The following is a 21,892-nucleotide window of genomic DNA, read 5'->3' as shown; positions in this document are numbered from 1 at the left end:
GTATGTGCCGTTCCATTAAGACCCTGCGCCCGCCCGCCATCCCCGAGAAGGCCACGGAGGAGGAGATCCGCGCCGCCGCCCTCCAGTACGTGCGGAAGGTGTCCGGGTTCCGGGCGCCCGCCGCACACAACCGGGAAGTCTTCGACTCCGCCGTGGACGCCATCGCCGAAGCGACGGCGGCGCTCCTCGACGGGGTGCACGTACGGGGCCGGGAGCCGGTCGCGCAGACCGGGTGACAGGAGGCCGTCAGGCGTGCGGTTCGCGGCGCCGGCGCAGCACCCACACGCCGGCGCCCAGCGCACTCGCGACGAGTGCGCCGCCGATGGCGACCGGACCCGTACTCACCGGATCCACGCTGCCGCCCAGCCCGCCACGGGCCGCGCCGACGCTGACCGTCAACGTCACCGTGACGCGCTCACCGCCGGTGCCGCCGCACTGGAAGGTGACCGGGTGCGAGCCGGTGGCGGCGCTGCCGAAGACGATGGCGCTGCCGGACAGCCGGGTGTCCTGTGCGTTGCCGGGCGCCAGCTGGACGTCCCCGAACGCGGGAGACGACGCCCTGGCGGACCGGCTGACGCAACCCGTGACGCTGAGGCTGACGCGGCTGCCGGGGGCGACGACACCGGGCGAGACGGACGCGGAGGCGTTGGCGTGGGCGACGCCGGCGGGCGTGACGGCGGTGACGGCGAGCGTCGCGGCAGCGGCTCCCACCAGGCGGTACCGCTTACGGGTAGCGGGCACGGGAACTCCTCGGGCTGCTCGGCACGGCGCGGCCAGGACACGGGTGTGACGCGGATTCGGTCGCGCTCCGTGCTCAGGACGCTAGAAGCCCCGCGCCTCCCCGGCGATCGCAGCCGGGTGAACGGGTGACCGACTGCCCCGGCCGGCCTACAAGACGCCCTACGCGGCCGGTGCCGCCGACGGGATCGGGCGGCGCAGCAGGAACACCGCGAGGGAGCCGGCCGCGAACAGCGCGATGACGGAGACCGCGGTGCCCAGCCAGGCCGCGCCCAGCCACTGCGTGCCGAAGTAGCCGAGCGCCACGCTGTAACCGGCCCACGCCATGCCCGCCAGCACCGACCACGGGAGGAACTCCCGCACCTCGCGCTGCGTCTTGCCCGCGCCCAGGGACACCACCGAGCGGCCCGCCGGGGCGAAGCGGGCGATCACCACCAGCGCACCCCCACCACGGGCCAGGGCAACACCCAGCCGCTCATGGGCCCGGGTCAGCCGACGCGAACGGGCGATGGCCCGGTCCAGACGGGCACCGCCGCGCCGGGCCAGCCGGAACGCGGCCATGTCCCCCAGCACCGAAGCCGTCGTCGCGATCACCAGCAGCGCCATGATGTCCGGCACCCGCGCGGGTACCGGCGCCGGCGACCCCGCAGCCCCGGCCGCCGCCGCTGCGGCCGCCGAAGTGATCACCAGTACGCCGCTCGGCAACACCGGCAGGAACACGTCGAGCACGACGGACACCGCCACCACGACGTAGATCCAGGGGCTCGTGGTCAGCGAACCCAGAGTCTCAAGCAAAGCGGGACTCCCCAGTCCGAAGCGCCGCGTCGTCGCGGGGAGCGGCAGGGGCGGCTTGACAGCCATACAGCGTACGCCCGGCGCCGCCACCCCCGAGCCCCGGGGCCGTCGGTCCGTCAGCCCGCCCGCAGGGCGCGCCCCGCGCAGCCCCCGACGGCAAGCCGCCCGCACCCGGGCCGGGCCGCCGCCGGTGGTGCCGCGCGCCCGGCCGTACGCGTTACTCCGGTTCGGTGAGCCGGCGGTCCAGCACCGTCACCAGCCGGGCCCCCGAGCCGCCCGAACGGGCTTGATCCAGCCGCAGCCGGGCCGTCCGCCCCGCCAACGCCAGTGTCATCAGCTGGTTGCCGAACCAGGGGCCGCCCGTACGCCGCCAGCTCAGCGGCGGCCGGCCCGTGCGGCCGTGCCGGGAGAAGCCGCGCCCCAGCCACCGCCCCACCCGCGACCAGCCCAGCCGGAAACCGAGTTCGACGGCGAAGTGGACCGAGTTGTGAACCGGCGAGCAGGTCAACTGGAACACCCGCGCCGTGCTGGGTATCCGGGGCTCGGCCACATACGCGTGATGCACGTCCCCGGACAGCACCATGACGGTCGCCGGAGCCCGCGGACCCGTCCCGACCTCCTCGATCAGATCGCTCAACGCCCCGAACGAGCCCGGGAACGCCGCCCAATGCTCCAGGTCGGCGCGCCGGCGCAGATCCTCCCCGATCCGCGCCCACCGCGGCCCGCGCTCCCCGCGGCACAGCGCCGCGTTCCACACCTCCGCGTCGTGTATCAGCGGCGGCATCAGCCACGGCAGCGAGGACCCGATCAGCAGATGGTCGTAACCGCCCTGCCCGGCCAGGGCGTTCTCCCGGAGCCACTCGTGCTCCGCCGGATCCAGCATCGCCCGGCCGTCCTCGGCGAGGACCCGCGCCGCCCGGGTGTCCACCATCAGCAGGCGCGAGCGGCCGAAGTCCCGCCGGTAGCTCCACCGCACCGAACCCGGATCGGCGTCGGCCCCGGCCGCGAAGGCGCGCAGCGCGTCCGTACCGTCCGGGCAGGCCCGTACCGCCCCGTACAACTCGTCGGCCGCGAGCTCGGCGGGCGAGAGATTGCCGAGGTGCTGGTACACCCAGTACGACATCAGCCCGCTGAGCACCCGTTCCTGCCACCAGGGCGTCGCCCGCATCCCCGCCAGCCACGCCTCGCTGGTGTTCCAGTCGTCCACCACGTCGTGGTCGTCGAATATCTGCAGGCTGGGCACGGTCGACAACAGCCAGCGGATCTCCGGGTCCAGCCAGGACTCGTAATAGAGCCGGGTGTACTCCTCGTAGTCCGCGACCTGCGCGCCCGGGGGTTCCCGCAGGTCCCGGCGGGCCGCCAGCCACCGCCGGGTCTCCCGCGACAACTGGTCGGCGTACACCTGGTCGCCCAGGAGGAGAAGGACATCCGGCCGGACCGCATCCGGCTCGGCGGCCAGCCGCGCCGCCAGGGTGTCCAGCGCGTCGGGACCGTGCGGCCCGCGCCGGCCGGCGGGCGGCGCCGCCTGCCGGCAGGACCCGAACGTCACCCGCAGCCCCGGAGCGGCCCGGCCGGGACCCGCGACGGCGGGCGTGGTGATGGTGCTGGGCGGGAAACCGCTGCCGGGCAGGGGCCATACGCGTACGCCGTCGAGCAGCACTTCGTACGCCGTGCTCGTGCCGGGGGTCAGGCCCGTCACGGGGACCAACGCGTAGTGGTGGCCGGCTATCTGGAAGGTGCGCACGCTCCCGGCGGCGCCGTCCGCACACCGCACCTCGGCGGTGCACGGGCGGTCCGCTTCGACCCATACCGTGGCGGAGCCGCCGTCGTCCCAGTCGACGTAGCGCAGCAGCGGCCCCAGACGCAGTCCGGCCATCCAACTCCCCCTCCTCCTCATCCCCTTCGATCACGGTACGGGGTGCGGGGGAAGCCTGGCCTCCCCCTGACGGGGGAGAAAGATCGCCGTCCGCTTCCGGTGGTGACGAGGCCCGGACGAAAGCGGTACCGGGGCTGGCGCGGCGGCCGGCCTCAGCAGCCGTTGAGAACGTCGACCAGGGCCGTCTTCTCGCCGGAGTTCATGCTCAGGCCCCAGTACTGCTTGACGTCCACCCACATCCGGGCGTACGTGCAGCGGTAGGCGGTCCGGGGCGGCAGCCACGTGCCGGGGTCCTGGTCGCCCTTGGACTGGTTGACGTTGTCGGTGACCGCGATGAGCTGCGGCCGGGTGAGGTCGTTCGCGAACTGCTGGCGCTTGGCGGTGGTCCAGGAGGCGGCGCCGGAGCGCCAGGCCTCGGCGAGCGGCACCACGTGGTCGATGTCGACGTCCGAGGCGGCGGTCCAGGTGGCGCCGTCGTACTCGGAGTACCAGCTTCCGCTGACGGCCGCGCAGGAGGAGTTGACGCTCACGCCGGAGCCGTCCCGCTTGAGGACGGTCTCGCGGGTGTCGCAGGAGCCGGAGACCGTGCTCCAGTGCGGGAAGAGGGTGCGGCTGTAGCCGGAGAGGGAACCTTCCGCCACCGGGGTCACCGTGGCCAGGTACGAGCGGGCCGCCGCGGCGCTGATGGGAGAGGGCGGGGAGGCCTGGGCGGCGGGCGCGCTGACGAGGGAGGTCAGGGCGGCGAGCGCGGCGGCCGGGGCGAGGATGCCGATCCGGCCGGCTCGACGCGCGTAGACGGAGGGTATGAGCGCCATGGGGGCTCCCTGGTGTGGGGGTGGTGGCGGTGCGACCCCGGCGGGTCGCGGCCATGGTTTCGGCGCCAGGTGTCCGACGGGTGGGCGCCAGGTGACAGGGTGCCGACATGGGCACGTCACATCAAGGAGTCCAAGGCAGTTGATGGGGACGGGAGTTGATGTGGTGGGGGGAGGCGCCCGGGCGAGCTGGGGTCAACGTCACATTCCGGACGCCCCGGTGCGGCGGCGGGCATCGCGTACCCTGGAGGAGCAGAAGGGGAGTAGCTCTTCGCCGGACCGTCGACATACTGCTGGGTCACACCAGCCGGCGCCCGGAGGCAGGCCGCGTCAGCGGCCGGCCAGCGAGACCTTCGGCCGCAGTGTCCTGGATTCCACGCATTCCGCGTGGCAACGCAACCGGGGCGCCGCCGAGCCGAAGCGACCCCTGAACTCCCCCAGGTCTCTCGGTACCGACGGCGTCCCGCCCGACCGATTGAGGTTCAGCCCCCGTGTTCAGCTTCACCGTCACGGCGATCGCCTTCGGCGTCGTCTTCCTCGCCGAACTCCCCGACAAGACGGCCCTGGCAGGGCTGATGCTCGGCACCCGGTACCGCGCGTCCTACGTCTTCGCGGGCGTCGCCGCCGCCTTCGCCCTGCACGTCGGGCTCGCCATCGCGGCGGGAAGCGTGCTCACTCTGCTTCCGCACCGGCTGGTACAGGCCGTCGTGGGCGTGCTCTTCCTCGCGGGCGCGGCCGTTTTGCTGCTCAAGAAGAGCGATGAGGAGGAGGAGGTCAAGCCGCCCGCCGATCAGTCCTTCTGGAAGGTGTCGGGGGCCGGCTTCATGCTGATCCTGGTGGCGGAGTTCGGCGACCTGACGCAGATCATGACCGCCAACCTCGCCGCGCGGTACGACAACCCCGTATCGGTCGGGGTCGGAGCGGTGCTGGCCCTGTGGGCGGTGGCCGGCATCGGCATCCTGGGCGGGCGCACGCTGATGAAGTACGTGCCGCTGAGGCTGATCACCAAGGTAGCGGCCGCGGTGATGGCGGCGCTGGCCGGGTTCTCGCTGTACGAGGCGATTGCGGGCTGAGGCGCTGCCCTGCGGGGTGCGGGTGCGGGGTGCTGCTCCTGCGGGGCGGCGCGGGGGGCTGGCCCGCTGTCCCCGCCGGGAGGGGCACCCGGGCCGTGCCCGGGGTCGGTTCTCAAGCGTCGGGCGGGCTGGGAATGCCCGGCCGGGCCGGCGCCCGGGTCGGCCCGGAGCCTGTCTTCAAGCGTCGGGCGGGCCGGGGTCGCCGCCGTGACGGGTGGGGCCGTGGGTCGGCTGGGGCCGGTCAGGCGGGGGTGAGGGTGAGGTGGAGGGTGCCGGACGGGGTGGAGGTGACGCGGATCGACGTCAGGTCGGGGACGTGGGCCGTCGGGGCGTGGGCGGCTGCGCGGGGGCCGATGCCGATCACGCGCATGCCGGCCGCCCGGCCTGCGGCGATACCGGCGGCCGAGTCCTCGAACACGATGCAGTCGGCCGGGTCCACACCCAGCTCGGCGGCACCCTTGAGGAACCCCTCGGGGTCCGGCTTGCTCGCGCCGACCGACTCGGCGGTCACCCGGACGCGCGGCATGGGCAGTGCGGCCGCCGCCATCCGCGTCCGGGCCAGGGCGGCGTCGGCCGAGGTGACCAGGGCGTGCGGGAGGTCGGCGATCGCCGCCATGAACTCCGGGGCGCCGGCGACCGGGACCACGCCGTCGGTGTCGGCCGTCTCGCGGGCGAGCATCTCGGCGTTCTCGGCGTGGTTGAGCTCCATCGGGCGCCCGGGCAGCAGGATCGCCATCGTGGCGTAGCCCTGGCGGCCGTGGACGACCTTGAGCGCCTCCTGCGGGTCGAGCCCGTGGGTCACTGCCCAGTCCCGCCAGCACCGTTCGACCACCGCGTCGGAGTTGACGAGCGTGCCGTCCATGTCCAAGAGCAGGGCTTTGGCAGAGAGGGCGACGGTGGCGCGGGCGGGGTTGCTGGTGGTGCTGGCCGACATCGGCGGGACTCCAGACAGGGGACAAAAGAGAACAAGTGGTTCCGTCCACCGGTCAGGGAATGTGGACGGAACCACTTTGTTCCTGCACTATACAAAATCTGGAGCCGTTCGCGCCACCGAGCCGTGCCGGGCATGGATGGGCAGGTGGGGGCACGACGACTTCGAGGCAGCCGGGAGCCGGGAGCGGGGAGCGGAAGCCGGGAGTGGGAGCGGAAGCCGGAAGTGGGAGCGGAAGCCGGGAGCCGGGAGCGGGAGCCGGGAGGGCGAGGGAGGCCGCGCGCTCTGGTCTCCTTGCCGCGGCGGCCTACGGGTCCAAGGGCGCGGGCGTCGAGGAACTCGTCGCCGGCCGGGAGTGGAGAACCCCGCCGCGAGGGCGGGCTCCACCGGTGTCAGCCCTCCAGGGCCTTGCGGGTGGCGGGGCCGTAGACGCCCCAGGGGTCCGCGGTGATGTCGTTGTACCACTGGAACTCCGACACCGCGTCCTCCGTGGACTTGCCGAACTTGCCGTCGAACCGGCCGCGGTACAGGCCCTGCCCCGCCAGGAGTTGCTGGAGCTTCTTCACCTCCGCGCCCGAATCGCCGTAGCGCAGGGTCGGGCCCTGCGCGGGCGGAGGCGGCGGTGGGGCGGCGGACGTACGGCTCGGGGTCGGTGACGGGGTCCGGGACGGGGCCGCCGAGGAGCGGGACGCGCTCGGTGACGCGGAGGGCGACGCCGAGCGGGAGGCGCTCGACGACGGCGAAGCAGAGGCGGACGTCGAAGCCGACGGCCCGGCGGAAGCGCTGGGCGAACCCTGCGACGGCTCGCCCGGGGTCATGCCCACCACCGGCGTCGAAGGCTTCGCGTCGAGCAGCGTCGTACCGCCCGGCCCGGAACCGGTGGACGCGCCGAGGGCCACGGCCACACCACCGACGGCGACGAGGGCGGCGGCGCCGGCCAGCAGCAGGGGGAGCTTCCGCCGCTTCTCGGGCCCCCCGCCCCCGCCCTCCCCTCCCGCTGTGACGTTCGTGGTTCCCGGTGCCGGGGGGACCCCACGGAGCGGGACCGTGTGGTCGGGCCGGGGCCGCGCCGGCGGTACGGGGGTTCCGTACGCCGGGGTGTCCTGGCCGGCCCGCGCGGGCGGGACCTTGGGCAGTTGCTCGGTCGCTCCGGCGTCGGCGGACGGGCCGGGACCGGTGGGCCGGGCCATCGCACCCAGGACCGGCTGCGGGGACGGTCCGGCGTCACCCGTCCGGCCGGTTTCGGACAGGTTGACGTACGGACGTATGCGCAAGGGGTCGAAACCCGCAGCCGGCGCACACCCGCAGCCGGCGCCCGGGGCGTCGCATTCTGGACAGCGCTCAGCGCTCACTGGCAAACCCTCCCTGGGCCGATGCCAGCGATTATGCAGACCCGGCAGGCCACACCCAACCTCCCGACGGGCCATAACCGGACACACCGCTCAGGATGGAGATGTTGTCCTGCCCGAGGCCCAGACACCTACGGAGGAGCCGATGGCACAGGAAGTGACCACATCGGCCGTGGACCCCCGGCCACACGCGGAGAACACCTCCCGGGAGGCGCTCGTCGCGATCGGCGCGCTGCTGCTCGGACTGCTCATCGCGGCACTCGACCAGACCATCGTCGCCACCGCGCTGCCGACGATCGTCAGCGACCTCGGCGGCATGGAGCACCTGTCCTGGGTCGTCACGGCCTACATCCTCGCTTCCACCGCAGCCACGCCACTGTGGGGCAAGCTCGGTGACCAGTACGGACGCAAAAAGCTGTTCCAGGCCGCCATCGTCATCTTCCTCATCGGTTCGGCACTGTGCGGGCTGGCGCAGAACATGCCGCAGCTCATCGGCTACCGGGCGTTGCAGGGCCTGGGCGGCGGCGGGCTGATCGTGCTGTCCATGGCGATCGTCGGCGACCTCGTCCCGCCCCGCGAACGCGGCAAGTACCAGGGCCTCTTCGGTGCCGTCTTCGGCGCCACCAGCGTCCTCGGCCCACTGCTGGGCGGCCTGTTCGTGGACCACCTGTCCTGGCGCTGGGTCTTCTACATCAACCTCCCCATCGGTCTGGTCGCGCTGCTCGTCATCGCGGCCGCCCTGCACATCCCGGTGCGCTCCTCGAAGCACACCATCGACTACCTCGGCACCTTCCTCATCGCCTCCGTCGCCACCTGCCTCGTGCTGGTCGCCTCGCTGGGCGGCACGACCTGGCCCTGGGGTTCCGCGCAGGTCATCGGCCTCGTCGTGCTGGCCGCGGTGGTGCTCGTCGCCTTCATCATCGTCGAACGGCGGGCCGCTGAACCCGTCCTGCCGCTGGGCCTGTTCAAGATCCGCACCTTTACCCTCTGCTCGGTGATCAGCTTCGTCATCGGTTTCGCGATGTTCGGTGCGATGGTCTACCTGCCCACCTTCCTCCAGGTCGTCCGCGGCGTCTCACCGACGATGTCCGGCGTCCACATGCTGCCGATGGTGCTGGGCCTGCTGATCTCCTCCACCGGCTCCGGCCAGATCGTCAGCCGGACCGGCCGCTGGAAGGTCTTCCCGATCGCCGGCACCGCCGTCACCGCCGTCGGGCTGCTGCTCCTGCACCAGTTGCAGCGCACCAGTTCCGATCTGGTGATGAGCGTCTACTTCTTCGTCTTCGGTGCGGGTCTCGGCCTGGTCATGCAGGTGCTGGTGCTCGTGGTGCAGAACGCCGTGCGATACGAGGACCTGGGCGTCGCGACCTCGGGCGCCACCTTCTTCCGTTCCATCGGCGCCTCCTTCGGCGTGGCCATCTTCGGCACGATCTTCAACAACCGTCTGGGCGACGAGCTGGCCGCCGCCCTCGCCGGGGTGCCGCTGCCTCCCGGGGTGAGCATCAACGGCCTGGAAGCCGACCCACGGGCGGTCGCGATGCTGCCGCCTGCTCTTCGGCCGCGCGTGCTCGACGCCTACGCGTCCTCCATCACGGATGTCTTCCTCTACGCCGTACCGCTGGTCCTTCTCGCGTTCGTCGTCGCCTGGTTCCTCAAGGAGGACAAGCTGCGCGGCTCGGTCACCGCACCCGACGGGAGCGAGACCCTCGCCACCAATCCCGTCCAGCGTTCCTCCCGGGACGAGGTGGCCCGGGCACTGTCGGTGCTCGGGACCCGTGAGGGCCGCCGCCACGTCTACGAGAAGATCACCGAGAACGCCGGCTTCGATCTGCTGCCCGCCGCCAGCTGGATGCTGCTGCGGATCAACAGATACGGGTCGGTGGAGCCGGCGATCCTGGCGGAACGCACCACCGTGCCGCTCAAGACCATCACGGAGGCCGCCCGCCAGATCGAGGAGCGCGGGCTCGCCGTCCGCGACGGGCTGCCGTTGATCCTGACCGACCGGGGCCGCGAGGTCGCGGCCCGGCTGGCCCAGGCCAGGGAGGAGTCGCTCGCCCAACTCCTCGGCGATTGGTGGGGCCCTGAGCGGCCGACGGACCTGGCCGACCTGCTCAGGGAGCTCAACGAGGAGCTCTGCGGATCCGACGCCGAGGAGCCCTACGACACCTTCGCGCGCCGCGACCACTCCAGCCACTGACCCGCGGGGCCGGCAGGGAGAGCCGTCAGCTGTGCCGCAGCTCGGCCCAGGTCGCGGCGTCGATCACGCCCGTCCGGGGAAGGCCCCGCAGCCCCTGGAAGGACTCCACCGACGACTTCGTGTACGCGCCGAACGCTCCGCCGGCCTCGTCCTCGGCGGTCGCGGTGCCGCTCCAGAACTCAAGGAGGCACTGCGCCTCCTTGACGGTGTTGCCGGTACTGCCCACGCCTGTCGGGGGCGGAGGCAGCCTTCCGTCGAAGCCGCAGGAGACCCCTTCGAGGCCGGGACTGTCCACGGCAGCCGCGGAGCCCGTCGACAGGGCGGTGGCGCAGGTCAGCAGGGAGACGGCGAACGCGGCCGATGCCGCTGTGTGTTTGAGTGATCTCATGCAGGAACGGTAGTGATCATCCCGCTGTGGGCGTCATGGATTTATTCGAGCCGTTCGGGCCGGATCGCCCCGCCCGTCCCCGGTATCCGCTTCTCGAACCAGTGCTCCGCATACGGGCCGGAGTTGTAGGCGGGTATCTCCGCGTACCCCTGTCGCGCGTACAGACGCCGTGCCTCCACGAGATCGGACCGTGTGTCCAGGCGGATCCGCTCGGCGCCCAGTTCCCGGCCCGCGTCCTCAAGGGCCCCGAGGAGAGCCGCCCCGCCGCCGGTACCCCGGGCGCGCGGGTCGACGTACACCCTCGTGAGCTCGGCGGTGGTCGCGTCGAGGAGGCGTATGCCGCCGCAGGACAGCGGCCGGCCGTCGTACCGGCCGACTACGAAACAGCCCGTCGGCGCGACGAGTCCGTCGGCCGGGTCGTCACGCAGACCTTGGTCGATCTCGGCCTCGGTGACGGACCTGCGCCAGTACCGGCCGGCCACTTCGGCGTAGTACGCGCGGCGCAGGGCGGTGGCGTCGGGAGTGGTGAACGGTTCGGGGGCGACCTGCCAGGTGCCCGTGGCGGTGATCTGTTCGCTGGTCATGGCGTCATTCTGAGACGAATGCCGGACGGCCGCGTTGGAATATCCACAGGGGCGGCCTGATGATGTGAAAAGGGGTAAACAGCTTCGATCAGAGGATGTGGGCGCCATGTCCGAACACCCCGACGCCGCCTTGGTCCGCCGCGGCTACGAGGCCTTCAACAGCGGTGATTTGGAAACGCTCGGCTCCCTCCTGACCGCCGACGCCATCCACCACGTACCCGGCGACAACCCGCTCTCCGGGCACCACAAGGGCCGCCAGGCCGTCCTGGACCTGTACCGCGCCTTCGGCGAGGAGACCGGTGGCACCATGCGGGTCGAGCTGCTGTCGGTGCTCGTGGACGGCCGCGGCCACGCCATGGCCTTCCACATCACCCGCGCCGACCGCGCCGACCGCGGGATCGAGATCCACCACGGTCTCTTCTTCACCATCGTCGGCGGCAAGATCAGCGACATCGACCAGTGCACCCAGGACATCGACGAGGAGAACACCTTCTGGGGCTGACGGCCCGCAAACCCCGAGCAGACGGCGGCCGCCAACCCGGCGGCCGCCAACCCGGCGGCCGCCGACCCGCCTCAGCCCTGGGGCTTGGGCGCCGCCTGCTGCACGACCTCGAACGACCACACCGACGAACCCGACGCCGCCGGCTTCGGCCGCTCACCGCCGCCCCCACCGCCCTGGTGCGCCGCCTTCATCGGGCCCTCCATCCACGCCTGGAAGTCCTCCTCCGAACGCCACCGCGTGTACACGAGGTACTGGTCCGTGCCCTCCACCGGACGCAGCAGCTCGAACCACTCGAACCCGTCCGAACCCTCCACGGCCCCCGCCCGCGAGGCGAAACGCTGCTCCAGCACCTCCCGCTGCTCGGCGGGGACGGTCAGCGCGTTGATCTTCACGATGCTCATGCCCGCCATCCTAGGGATCCCGCGCGGGATATCGTCCTCCCCAGGTAATCAAGTGGTGCATGAAGCGCGGCAGCCAGGCGAAGTCAAGGTTGCGGTCAACAGGGCGGGAGGCCGGCGAGGCGTGGCTAACGCGGCGGAGCACAGGGGTGGACCCGGACATGCCGGGGTCATAGGCGATGGCGGAAGGCTCGGGGCGGCGCGCCTCCTGCTGTGGGCGCTGGCGGCGGTACTCGCCGTCAGACAGGCCGCCGTCGTGCTGCGCGTCCCACCGGGGCAGTGGCTCAGCGCCTTCCACCTCCCCGGCGCCCTGCCCGGCTCGCTCTACGACAGCGGTTCCGGCCAGTTCACCGGCACGCCCTTCGCCGGGCTGGTCCTCAAGCCGTTCGTCGGGTTCGCCGCGCCCTCGCTGGAGGTGGCGTGGACCTGCGTCACCCTCCTCTTCGTCGCCGCGATCGGACTGGTGGCCGCCCGGGCGCTGCCCGATCCCGTGCCGCGCCGCACCGCGTTGCTGGCCGCGCCCGTGCTGGTCGCGCTGATGATGGTCTCGCTGCCCGTCCGCGAGGCCGCCTCGCCCGGGCAGACCGCCGTCCTGCCGGTCCTGCTGGTGCTGCTCGCCGTGTTCCGGGTGCCCGCCGAGCGGCCGGCCGGGTTCCTCGTCGGCCTCGCCGCCGCGCTGCAGCCCGGGCTGCTGCTCTTCGCGCCGCTGCTGTGGCTGACCGGGCGCCGCGCCGGGGCCAGGGCCGCCGCCGTGACCTTCGCCGGCGCCACCGCGCTGTCCTGGGCGTCGCTGCCGCGCGACTCTTGGACGTACTGGGTGCAGGACGTGGCGGGCACCGGCCTCGGCGGAGCCCCCGACAGCCTCGCCAACCAGTCCCTGCACGGCGCCCTGCTGCGGCTCGGCCTGAGCGGGCCCGGCGAGATCGTCCTCTACGTCGCCCTCGCCGCCGCGGTCGTCTGGACCGGCATGCGCCGCGCGGCCCGCTACGCCCGCGACGGGCAGGTGCTGCTCGCCGCCGCGATCACCGGCTGCGTGGCCGTCGCCGTGTCCCCGGCCGGCTGGCGCCACCAGCTGCTGTGGGTCCTGCTCGCGGTCGCCGGCAAGGTCGGCAAGCGCGCCGCCGACCGCACCGTGTGGCCGGTGGCCGTGGTCCTGGCCATGACCCTGTCCGCGGACGTGCTGCTGCCGAACCTGGCCGTTCTGGCCCCCGTACGCGACAACGTGCTGCTCCTGACGGCGCTGGCGGCGGCCTGCGCCGTACCGTTCCTGCCCCGGTCGTCCCCGTACTGGCGCGAGCCCGTACCGACGGCCTACGGCCGGCCGGCGGCCGCCCGCTGGTCACGCGTGCCGCTGATGCCGTTCTGGCGGCGCGTGCTGTCGCGCCCCAACCTGTTGCTGGAGCTGCTGCTGATACGGGTGGGTTACTCGCTCTACTCGCACATCCGGGCCGCCGCACCCACCAGCCGCACCCTCGCCGAGAGCAACGGCAGGCTCATCCACGGCATGGAGAAGGCGCTCGGCATCGACATCGAGCACGCCGTGAACCACGCGGTGGTGGGTGCGCCCCCGGTGAAGGCGTTCTTCAACTTCTACTACACCTCCTTCCACTTCGTGGTCCCGCTGACCATCCTGGCCGCCTTGTACTGGCGCCGCCCCGGCGACTACCGCTGGGCGCGGGCCTCGCTGGGCCTGGCCACCGTCCTCGCGCTCGTCGGTTTCTGGCTGTTCCCGCTCGCGCCGCCGCGCCTTATGCCCGACCTCGGGTTCGTCGACACGGTGCACGGGGTGCAGGACCTGGCGCACCCCCAGTACGGGGCCATGACCGCCATCTCCAACCAGTACGCCGCGATGCCCTCGCTGCACTTCGGCTGGTCGCTGTGGTGCGGGGTCGTCATCGTCGTGCTGGCGCCCAGGACCTGGCAGAAGCTGCTGGGGGCGCTGCACCCGCTGATCACGGTGTGCGCGATCGTCGCCACCGCCAACCACTGGGTGCTCGACGCGGTCGGCGGCGCCCTCGTCGTCACCGCCGGGTTCGGGCTGGTCTACGTGCTCTCGGGGCCGCGCGGCGCGCTCGCACGGGCCGACGTCAGCCTCAGCATGCCGCGCCCGCGCACGCCGGAGCGGGTGGGCAGCGCCAGCCCGTCGGGGGAGCGCACCAGCGCCTGACCGCACGCGGGCGTACGCGGCCCATACGGTCCGTACGCGGCCTGTACCGTCCGTACGCGGGGGTACGCGGGCTGCACCGGGCGTGCGCGGAAGGGGTGCCGGAGCGCGGCACCGAGCCCGCCCCGGCACCCCTTCGGTGGATCGCCGCGTCCGTCCAGGATGGGGCCGCGGCACCGCCCCCCGCCACCCGGGACGCCGCCCGCACGCCCCTACGGCTGCCCCTCCGCGGGCAGCCGCGCCACCACGAGCGCGATCGCCGCCTCGGCGGTGTCCGTCTCGCCGAGAACCTCCGCACGCGGCCCGCGCACCCGGAACCGGCCGTCGGGCAGTGGTTCGGCAGCCGGTACGTCGACGTTGAACGGCGGGCTGGTACGGGAGCTGAACCACAGGGTCCACTGCTTGGTGAACGGGTACAGCCGGCGCAGCCGCGGTTCCGCGGAGGCCGCCGCGAGCAGCGCCAGGACGCCCTGGCTCAGCGTCTTGGACTCGGCCCGGTCCCGCACCAGCCGCCACGTCAAGGGCATGCGCCGCCAGCGGGCTTCCACCGCGTCGGCGGTCCCGCGTTCCTCCTGAAGGTTCATCCGCGAAGTGTGCTGCCCCGACGTCGCCAGGACAACGGTTTCGCAGGTCACGAACCGGTAGACCAGCGGACGGCAGGGGCCGGGGCGTGGGCGGGAACGGCCCCTGCCGCCCTGGATCACGGGTCAGCCGCGGCCGTGGCTGACCCGGAGCTCCTTGATCCCGTTGAGCCAGGCCGCGCGCAGCCGCCGCGGGCCGTCCGTGGCGAGGCGCAGGTCCGGCAGGGAATCGGCGAGCGCGTTGAAGATCAGGTCGATCTCCATGACGGCCAGGGACTTGCCGAGGCAGAAGTGCGGCCCGCCGCCGCCGAACCCCAGGTGGGGGTTGGGGTCGCGGGTGATGTCGAAGACGTCCGGGCCCTCGAACACCTCCGGGTCGTGGTTGGCCGAGGAGTAGAACAGGCCCACCCGGTCGCCCGCCTTGATCTTCTGTCCGCCGAGTTCGGTGTCCTGGGTGGCGGTGCGCTGGAAGGACACCACCGGCGTGGCCCAGCGGACGATCTCCTCCGCCGTCGTCGACGGGCGCCCCGCCTTGTACAGCTCCCACTGCTCGGGGTGGGTGAGGAAGGCGTGCATGCCGTGGCTGATGGCGTTGCGGGTGGTCTCGTTGCCCGCGACCGCCAGCAGCAGCACGAAGAAACCGAACTCGTCGGAGCCCAGGTTGCCCTGGCCCTCGGCGGCCACCAGCTGCGTCACGATGTCCTTGGCCGGGCACTCCTTGCGCGCGGCGGACAGGTTCATCGCGTAACCGATGAGTTCCATCGCCGCGTTGGCGCCGACCTCCTCGGTGATCGCGTACTCCGGGTCGTCGTAGGCGATCATCTTGTTCGACCAGTCGAAGATGCGCGAGCGGTCCTCCTGCGGCACGCCGATCAGCTCGGCGATGGCCTGCAAGGGCAGTTCGCAGGCGACTTGGGTGACGAAGTCGAAGCTGCCGTCGGCGGAGACGGACGCCGCCTCCTCCACGATCTTCCGCGCCCGGTCGCGCAGCGCCTGCTCCAGGCCGCGGATCGCGCGGGGGGTGAAACCGCGCTGGACGATCTGGCGCACGCGCGTGTGTTCCGGCGGGTCCATGTTCAGCATGATGAGGCGCTGGGCATCAATGGCATCACGCCGGATGTGCTCGTTGAAGCGGATGATCGCCGTGTTGAGGGTCGAGGAGAACAGCTCCGGGTGCGTGGAGACGTACTTGACGTCCGCGTGCCGGGTGACGGCCCAGTACCCCTCGTCGTCGAAGCCGGTCACGCCCCGCCGCTGCGCGCACCACCACACGGGGGCCGTCCGCCGCAGCTGCGCGAACTCCGGCAGGGGGACGCGGGAGTGGAGGAGGTCGGGGTCGGTGGCGTCGAAGCCTTCGGGCAGCGCGGGACACGACATCGGGCGACTCCAAGGTCTGACGGCCCATCAGAAGATGGCTCGAAGGTAGTAACGAGTTCTAGAAGTGACAAGGGTCGCGGCGTCAACTGTTGAGTGTGGAATCCGTGTAAGCCGCGTGCAAGACCCTTGCGTGGCGGCCCTCCGGGTCATAAGACTGCGGAGAGAAGTAGAACGCGTACTAGTTCAGGCGGGGCGCCGGGACGGCCCGCCGCGCCGGCACCGTGCAGGAGAGGACGAGCTCATGGCCGCGGAACCCGTCATCGTCGAAGCCGTACGCACCCCCATCGGAAAGCGCGGCGGCTCGCTCGCCAACCTCCACCCCGCCTACCTGCTCGGCGAGACCTACCGCGAACTGCTCGCCCGGACCGCGATCCGGCCCGACTGCGTCGAACAGATCGTCGGCGGCACCGTCACCCACGCCGGCGAGCAGTCGATGAACCCGGCCCGCAACGCCTGGCTGGCCATGGGCCTGCCCTACGAGACCGCCGCCACCACCGTCGACTGCCAGTGCGGCAGCTCGCAGCAGGCCAACCACATGGTCGCCAACATGATCTCCGGCGGGGTCATGGACATCGGCATCGCCTGCGGCGTCGAGGCCATGAGCCGCGTCCCGCTCGGCTCGGGCTCCAAGCACGGCCCCGGCAAGCCCTTCCCGGACGAGTGGAACGTCGACCTCCCCAACCAGTTCGAGGCCGCCGAGCGGATCGCCCGCCGCCGGGGCCTGACCCGCGAGGACGTCGACCGGCTCGGCCTGCTGTCGCAGGAGCGGGCCGCGGCCGCCTGGGCCGAGGAACGCTTCAAGCGCGAGACCTTCGCCGTGCAGGTGCCGACCACGGAGGCGGAGCAGGCGGCCGGCCAGGGCATGTGGCGGCTGGTCGACCGGGACGAGGGGCTGCGGGACACCTCCATGGAGGCGCTGGCCCGGCTCAAGCCCGTCATGCCGACCGCCGTGCACACGGCCGGGAACTCCTCGCAGATATCCGACGGCGCCGCGGCCGTGATGTGGGCCTCACGGAAGATGGCCCGCGCCCTCAAGCTCAAGCCGCGGGCCAGGATCGTCGCCCAGACGCTGGTCGGCGCGGACCCGCACTACCACCTGGACGGGCCGATCGACGCGACCCGGGCCGTTCTCGGCAAGGCCGGGATGTCCCTGAGGGACATCGACCTCGTCGAGATCAACGAGGCGTTCGCCTCGGTCGTCCTCAGCTGGGCGCAGGTCTTCGACCAGGACCTGGAGAAGGTCAACGTCAACGGGGGCGGCATCGCGATCGGCCACCCCGTCGGCGCCACGGGCGCCCGGCTGATCACCACGGCGCTCCACGAGCTGGAACGGCGGGACAAGGAGTTCGCGCTGATCACGATGTGCGCGGGTGGCGCGCTGGCGACCGGGACCATCATCCAGCGGCTGTGAGCGCGGGCCGCGGTGCCGCGCGGCCACCGGACCCACTGGGATGGGGAAAGCCGAAGGCCCCGGTGGCCGGCCTGGGGAGGCCGGCCACCGGGGCCTTCGCACGCGCGCTCAGGTGCGTCGTGCGGCGTCTGCTGCCACTGGTGGCTTAGTACCAGTGGTGCGACTGCCAGAAGTTCCAGGCGCCTACGGGGCTGCCGTAGCGGGAGTTCATGTAGTCCAGGCCCCACTTGATCTGGGTGGCCGGGTTGGTCTTCCAGTCGGAGCCCGCGGAAGCCATCTTCGAGGCCGGCAGGGCCTGGACCAGGCCGTACGCGCCGGAAGAGGCGTTCGTGGCGGTGTGGTTCCAGCCACTCTCGCGGGAAACGATCTGGTTGAAGGCCGCGAACTGCGCCGGGTCCTTGATCATCTGGCGCGCGATGGCCTTGGCGTCCATCGGTGCCGCCTGGGCGGGAACCGTGGCGAGCATGGAGCCGGCGACGCCCAGGGCGAGGACGGAGCCCGCGAGGGTCTTCTTCGAGGCGGCGATGCGGCGGATGACGGCGTTGGACACGGAGGAAACCTTCCGAAGGGAACAAGGGCGGTCGCCGCATGCCGAAGACATGCGTGAGCCACTCACGCAAAGGAGAGAGGTTCGTCGGGCGGGGGGTGAAGACCCCTGCCGCCGTAGCGACATCACTAGTTAGACAGGTCCGGGCGGCCCTGGCAACGACCCCTGTTACTAGGCACTTTCATAGCGGGCGCCCAGGGACCGGGGAGGGTGCGGGTAGGGGTTCGCGCAGGTCAAGGGGGGTTTTCCGGGGGTGTGAAGGGGGCCTGGGAGGCTACTAAAGAGTGCCGTATGTGACGTGGGTCCTGTGGGCCGCCTCACCCCGGAAGGGCCCGGATCTCACGCTGTGTGACGGAGTGTGCAACGAAATAGGGTGTGGCTGGGGCCACTTTCAACGCATATCGAAGCAAATCGGGACATCAAACGCCGCTTTCCGCGTCGCCCGGCGGAGCGCTTTCAGAAGGGTCGTGCCGAGCGCGAGGGTCAGTACGACGGTCAGGGCGGCCCGGCCGAGATCCCAGCCGACCGAGGTGGCGAGGCAGTACGCGAGGAAACGCGCGAGGTTCGCGGGCACCGGGTCGCCCGGATGGAAGGAGATGCCCTGGCCCATGCCCTGGAGCAGCACCCAGCCCTGGAGGTTCATGGCCGTGCCGTACGCGAACGACCCCACGAACCCGTAGGCGGCGAGCATCCACAGCTCGGCCCGCCCCCGGATCCGGCCGGGTCCCGGCAGCAGCCCGGCGCCCAGCGAGAACCAGCCCAGCGCCAGCATCTGGAACGGCATCCACGGCCCCACACCCCCCGTGAGCAGCGCGGACGCGAACATCGTCACGGAGCCGAGGACGAAACCGAAGGCGGGACCCAGGACGCGGCCGCTGAGCACCATCAGGAAGAACATCGGCTCCAGGCCGGCCGTACCGGCGCCCAGCGGTCTGAGGGCGGCGCCCACCGCGGCCAGCACGCCCAGCATGGCGACGGCCTTGGAGTCCATCCCCTGGTCGGCGATCGAGGCGACGACCACCGCCACGAGGAGCGGCAGGAGCGCCGCGAAGAGCCAGGGGGCGTCCTGGGAGTGGGACAGGCCGGAGCGGCCGTCGGCGAGCAGGGGCCAGCCGAAGGCGGCGATGCCGATGAGGGTGACGAGGATCAGCGCGGCGGCGGCGCGGGGGCCGAGGCGGAGGGGGCGGGCGGGGGCGCGGGCGGGAACGGGGGCGGGGGCGGTGGCGGGGGCGCGGGTCATGCGGGGTGGTCCTCCGGGTGCGGGGACAGGGCCGAGGCGACCTGGGAGACCGTGAGCCAGTGGGCCGGCGCCAGGACCTTGGCCACCTGCGGGGCGAAGGCGGGGGAGGAGACGACCACCTCGGCGGTCGGGCCGTCCGCGACGACCTCCCCGCCGGCCAGGATCACCACGCGGTGGGCCAGCTCGGCGGCGAGCTCCACGTCATGGGTGGCCAGGACGATGGCGTGGCCGTCGGCGGCCAGGGCGCGCAGGATCTCGACCAGGCGGGCCTTGGCGGCGTAGTCGAGGCCGCGGGTCGGCTCGTCGAGCAGCACGAGGGCCGGTCCGCCGGTCAGGACCAGGGCGAGGGCGAGGACCAGGCGCTGGCCCTCGGACAGGTCCCGGGGGTGGGTGTCGTCGGGGACGCCGGGGAGGAGGGAGGTGACGAGGGCGCGGCAGGTGCCGGGGGCGGCGCCCGCGTCGGCGTCGGCGGCGGCGCATTCGGCGGCGACGGTGTCGGCGTAGAGGAGGTCGCGGGGGTCCTGCGGGACGAGCGCCACGCGGCGGATCATCTCCGGGGGCGGCGTCCGGTGGGGGGTGCGGCCGCCGACGAGCACCTTGCCGGTGGTGGGGGCGAGGGTGCCGGCGAGGGTGGCGAGGAGGGTGGACTTGCCGGCGCCGTTGCGGCCCATGAGGGCGACGGTTTCGCCGGCCGTGACGGTGAGGGTGATGTCGCGGAGGATCTCCGCGCGGGCGCGGCGGAGGGTCAGGTGGGTGACCTGGGCCGGGAGCGGCGCGGGGTCCGTGGCCGGGGTCGTGGCAGGGGCCGGCGTGCGGCGGAGGCGGGACCAGAAGGTCCGGTGCGGCGCCGTTGCGCGAGCGGCCCCGGCTGCGCCGGGCTGTGCGGGGCTCCGCCCCGCGCCCCGCGCCTCGAACGCCGGTGGGGCTGGGGTGGGGCAGGTGGCCGGCGGGGTGGGTGGGAGGCGGGTGAGGAGGGTGGGGGAGAGGCGGCGGGCGTTGCGGACGGAGAGGGGGAGGGGGGACCAGCCGGCGAGGCGGCCGAGGGAGACGACCGGGGGGTGGACCGGGGAAACCGCCATGATCTCGGCCGGGCTGCCGAGGACGGGGGCCGCGCCCGGGGCGGCCAGCAGCAGCACGCGGTCGGCGTACTGCACCACCCGCTCCAGGCGGTGCTCCGCCATCAGCACCGTCGTGCCGAGGTCGTGCACCAGGCGTTGCAGGACCGCCAGCACCTCCTCCGCCGCCCCCGGGTCCAGCGCCGACGTCGGTTCGTCCAGCACCAGGACGCGCGGGTGCGGGGTCAGCACCGACCCGATCGCGACCCGCTGCCGCTGACCGCCCGACAGGGTGGCCAACGGGCGGTCCCGCAGCTCGTTCAGGCCCAGCAGGTCCAGCGTCTCCTCCACCCGGCGCCGCATCACCGCAGGTGGCAGCCCCAGGGACTCCATCCCGTAGGCCAGCTCGTCCTCCACCACGTCCGTCACGAAGTGGGCCGACGGGTCCTGCCCGACCGTGCCCACCACGTCCGCGAGCTCCCGCGGCCGGTGCGTGCGCGTGTCCCGGCCCGCCACGGTGACCCGGCCCCGCAGCCGGCCGCCCGTGAAGTGCGGGACCAGCCCGGAGACGGCCCCCAGCAGCGTCGACTTGCCGACCCCCGACGGGCCGACCAGCAACGTCAGCTCGCCCTCCGGCACGGTGAAGTCCGCGTCCCGAAGCGCGGGCGCACGGGCGCCCTCGTAGGTCACCGAAACCTGCTCGAACCGGATCACAGCGACGACGCCTCCTTCGGCGGTACGGGTGCCACGAGGGCGGGGAGCAGGCCGATGAGGATCGCCGCAGCGGGCCACAGCGGCAGCGCCGGCGCGACCAGCGGCACCACGCCCGGGCGCAGGCCCTCCGGGTCAGTCACCGCGGCATAGGCGAGCAGGGCCGCCACCGCCGCCCCCGACCCGGCGACCAGCCAGGCCCGGCCGCCCCACCGGTCGGGCCGGTACCGGGTGCGGAGGCTGCGCCGGCCGCCCAGGCGCAGCCCGGCCAGGGCCAGGGCCAGGCCCAGCAGGAGGACGGGCAGGCCGAACACGGCGCCCTGCGCCGCGAGCAGCCCGTACGTACCGGCGCACATGCCGAGGAGCCCGCCGAGGGTGAGGGCGCTCGTGGTGCGGCGCACGGCGGCCGGAACCTGCGCGGTGCGGCCGTAGCCCCGCGCGTCCATGGAGGCGGCCACCGCCACCGAGCGCTCCAGGGCGCCCTCCAGTACCGGAAGGCCGATCTGCAGGACGGCCTTCACCCCGCCCGTGGGGCGCCCGCGCAGCCGCCGGGCGGTGCGCAGGCGTGCCACGTCGGCCACCATGTTCGGCGCGAAGGTCATCGCGACGACCACGGCCACGCCCGCCTCGTACAGGGCGGCGGGCAGCGACTTGAGCAGCCGCGCCGGGTTCGCGAGCGCGTTCGCGGCGCCGACGCACACCAGCAGGGCGGCCAGCTTCGCCCCGTCGTAGAAGGCGAAGACCAGCTGCTCGGCGCTGACGCGGCCGCCGAGGCGGATCCCCTGCGCCCATGCGGGCAGGGCGACCTCGGGCAGGGTCACGAGGGTGTGCGCGCCGGGGACGGGCGAGCCGAGGAGGGTGGAGAAGACCAGGCGCAGGCCGATGACGACGAGACCGAGCCGCAGGAACGCGCCGTAGGAACGCGCCCAGGGCGCGGCGGTGCGGCGGACGGCGACGACGTAACCGGCGACGGCGACGATCAGGCCCAGGAGGAGCGGGTTGGTGGTGCGCGAGGCGCCGGTGGCGAGCCCGAGCGCCCACACCCACCAGGCCCCCGCGTGCAGGGCGTTGCCCCGACGCGCCTCGGGAGCCCCGCGCAGACCCCTTTTGTCGTACGCCGGCACGCGCGAGCCCTCACCGGCCCCGCCGGGACCGCCCCCGGC

General features: G+C 72.9%; 21 protein-coding genes. 6 read left to right on the top strand and 15 right to left on the bottom strand.

Features of this window, described 5'->3' with window-relative positions; all coding sequences use genetic code 11:
- Positions 1-2 precede the first annotated feature (2 nt).
- Positions 3-236: a DUF2277 domain-containing protein gene (locus tag IE207_RS02555; RefSeq protein WP_190182327.1), complete on the top strand. Its 234-nt coding sequence runs from the start codon at positions 3-5 to the stop codon at positions 234-236.
- 10 nt (positions 237-246) lie between these two features.
- Here the strand turns inward: IE207_RS02555 and IE207_RS02550 are convergent, their stop codons facing one another.
- The 4 genes from IE207_RS02550 to IE207_RS02535 all read right to left on the bottom strand — a co-directional run bounded on the left by IE207_RS02550 (position 247) and on the right by IE207_RS02535 (position 4,215).
- On the bottom strand, positions 247-741 hold the full coding sequence (locus tag IE207_RS02550) for a hypothetical protein (RefSeq protein WP_190182326.1): 495 nt from the start codon (positions 739-741) through the stop codon (positions 247-249).
- Between the two features lie 159 nt (positions 742-900).
- Positions 901-1,533: a DedA family protein gene (locus IE207_RS02545; protein ID WP_190182325.1), complete on the bottom strand. Its 633-nt coding sequence runs from the start codon at positions 1,531-1,533 to the stop codon at positions 901-903.
- Between the two features lie 217 nt (positions 1,534-1,750).
- The gene (locus IE207_RS02540) at positions 1,751-3,409 is read right to left on the bottom strand and encodes an alkaline phosphatase D family protein (protein ID WP_190182324.1); all 1,659 of its coding nucleotides are present in this window, start codon (positions 3,407-3,409) and stop codon (positions 1,751-1,753) included.
- A 152-nt stretch (positions 3,410-3,561) separates the two neighbouring features.
- The gene (locus IE207_RS02535; RefSeq protein ID WP_190182754.1) at positions 3,562-4,215 is read right to left on the bottom strand and encodes an HNH endonuclease family protein; all 654 of its coding nucleotides are present in this window, start codon (positions 4,213-4,215) and stop codon (positions 3,562-3,564) included.
- A gap of 497 nt (positions 4,216-4,712) precedes the next feature.
- Here IE207_RS02535 and IE207_RS02530 point away from each other — a divergent pair, with 497 nt between their 5' ends.
- Positions 4,713-5,294, top strand: a complete 582-nt coding sequence (locus IE207_RS02530; protein WP_190182323.1) for a TMEM165/GDT1 family protein — start codon at positions 4,713-4,715, stop codon at positions 5,292-5,294.
- Between the two features lie 241 nt (positions 5,295-5,535).
- Here the strand turns inward: IE207_RS02530 and IE207_RS02525 are convergent, their stop codons facing one another.
- Positions 5,536-6,228 (bottom strand): HAD-IA family hydrolase, encoded by a 693-nt coding sequence (locus IE207_RS02525; RefSeq protein ID WP_190182322.1) that lies wholly within the window; start codon positions 6,226-6,228, stop codon positions 5,536-5,538.
- A 389-nt stretch (positions 6,229-6,617) separates the two neighbouring features.
- Positions 6,618-7,499: a peptidoglycan-binding domain-containing protein gene (locus IE207_RS02520; protein ID WP_190182321.1), complete on the bottom strand. Its 882-nt coding sequence runs from the start codon at positions 7,497-7,499 to the stop codon at positions 6,618-6,620.
- A 220-nt stretch (positions 7,500-7,719) separates the two neighbouring features.
- Between IE207_RS02520 and IE207_RS02515 the strand changes: the two genes are divergently transcribed.
- Positions 7,720-9,771: an MFS transporter gene (locus IE207_RS02515; RefSeq protein WP_190182320.1), complete on the top strand. Its 2,052-nt coding sequence runs from the start codon at positions 7,720-7,722 to the stop codon at positions 9,769-9,771.
- Between the two features lie 25 nt (positions 9,772-9,796).
- Here the strand turns inward: IE207_RS02515 and IE207_RS02510 are convergent, their stop codons facing one another.
- Positions 9,797-10,159, bottom strand: a complete 363-nt coding sequence (locus IE207_RS02510) for a peptidoglycan-binding domain-containing protein (RefSeq protein WP_190182319.1) — start codon at positions 10,157-10,159, stop codon at positions 9,797-9,799.
- Between the two features lie 41 nt (positions 10,160-10,200).
- Positions 10,201-10,743: a GNAT family N-acetyltransferase gene (locus tag IE207_RS02505; protein ID WP_190182318.1), complete on the bottom strand. Its 543-nt coding sequence runs from the start codon at positions 10,741-10,743 to the stop codon at positions 10,201-10,203.
- A 106-nt stretch (positions 10,744-10,849) separates the two neighbouring features.
- On the opposite strand from IE207_RS02505, the gene IE207_RS02500 reads away from it, so the two are divergent.
- On the top strand, positions 10,850-11,245 hold the full coding sequence (locus IE207_RS02500) for a nuclear transport factor 2 family protein (protein ID WP_190182317.1): 396 nt from the start codon (positions 10,850-10,852) through the stop codon (positions 11,243-11,245).
- Positions 11,246-11,316: 71 nt separating this feature from the next.
- Here the strand turns inward: IE207_RS02500 and IE207_RS02495 are convergent, their stop codons facing one another.
- Positions 11,317-11,646, bottom strand: coding sequence for an antibiotic biosynthesis monooxygenase family protein (locus IE207_RS02495; RefSeq protein WP_190182316.1), 330 nt, complete (start codon positions 11,644-11,646; stop codon positions 11,317-11,319).
- Positions 11,647-11,767: 121 nt separating this feature from the next.
- On the opposite strand from IE207_RS02495, the gene IE207_RS02490 reads away from it, so the two are divergent.
- Positions 11,768-13,810, top strand: a complete 2,043-nt coding sequence (locus IE207_RS02490; protein WP_190182315.1) for a bifunctional glycosyltransferase 87/phosphatase PAP2 family protein — start codon at positions 11,768-11,770, stop codon at positions 13,808-13,810.
- 209 nt (positions 13,811-14,019) lie between these two features.
- On the opposite strand, the gene IE207_RS02485 is transcribed toward IE207_RS02490, so the two are convergent.
- Together IE207_RS02485 and IE207_RS02480 are read right to left on the bottom strand one after the other, a co-directional pair.
- Positions 14,020-14,391: a DUF6193 family natural product biosynthesis protein gene (locus tag IE207_RS02485; RefSeq protein WP_190182314.1), complete on the bottom strand. Its 372-nt coding sequence runs from the start codon at positions 14,389-14,391 to the stop codon at positions 14,020-14,022.
- A gap of 123 nt (positions 14,392-14,514) precedes the next feature.
- Positions 14,515-15,765, bottom strand: coding sequence for a cytochrome P450 (locus IE207_RS02480; protein ID WP_190182313.1), 1,251 nt, complete (start codon positions 15,763-15,765; stop codon positions 14,515-14,517).
- A 241-nt stretch (positions 15,766-16,006) separates the two neighbouring features.
- On the opposite strand from IE207_RS02480, the gene IE207_RS02475 reads away from it, so the two are divergent.
- A complete protein-coding gene (locus IE207_RS02475; protein WP_190182312.1) occupies positions 16,007-17,176 on the top strand; it encodes a steroid 3-ketoacyl-CoA thiolase in 1,170 nt (389 codons plus the stop codon).
- Positions 17,177-17,321: 145 nt separating this feature from the next.
- Here the strand turns inward: IE207_RS02475 and IE207_RS02470 are convergent, their stop codons facing one another.
- The 4 genes from IE207_RS02470 to IE207_RS02455 form a co-directional block, all read right to left on the bottom strand.
- On the bottom strand, positions 17,322-17,726 hold the full coding sequence (locus IE207_RS02470) for an aggregation-promoting factor C-terminal-like domain-containing protein (protein ID WP_465269819.1): 405 nt from the start codon (positions 17,724-17,726) through the stop codon (positions 17,322-17,324).
- A 388-nt stretch (positions 17,727-18,114) separates the two neighbouring features.
- Positions 18,115-18,963, bottom strand: coding sequence for an ECF transporter S component (locus tag IE207_RS02465; protein WP_190182310.1), 849 nt, complete (start codon positions 18,961-18,963; stop codon positions 18,115-18,117).
- On the bottom strand, positions 18,960-20,732 hold the full coding sequence (locus tag IE207_RS02460) for an ABC transporter ATP-binding protein (protein ID WP_190182309.1): 1,773 nt from the start codon (positions 20,730-20,732) through the stop codon (positions 18,960-18,962). The genes IE207_RS02465 and IE207_RS02460 overlap by 4 nt, the downstream gene beginning before the upstream one ends.
- Positions 20,729-21,853: an energy-coupling factor transporter transmembrane protein EcfT gene (locus IE207_RS02455; RefSeq protein WP_190182308.1), complete on the bottom strand. Its 1,125-nt coding sequence runs from the start codon at positions 21,851-21,853 to the stop codon at positions 20,729-20,731. Before IE207_RS02455 ends, IE207_RS02460 begins: the two co-directional genes overlap by 4 nt.
- Between the last annotated feature and the right edge of the window lie 39 nt (positions 21,854-21,892).

It is taken from the genome of Streptomyces cirratus (genome assembly GCF_014650775.1).
Classification (GTDB): Bacteria; Actinomycetota; Actinomycetes; order Streptomycetales; family Streptomycetaceae; genus Streptomyces; species Streptomyces cirratus.
The sequence above is the reverse complement of the archived record's forward strand: the minus strand, read 5'-3'. Positions and strand labels throughout refer to the sequence as shown.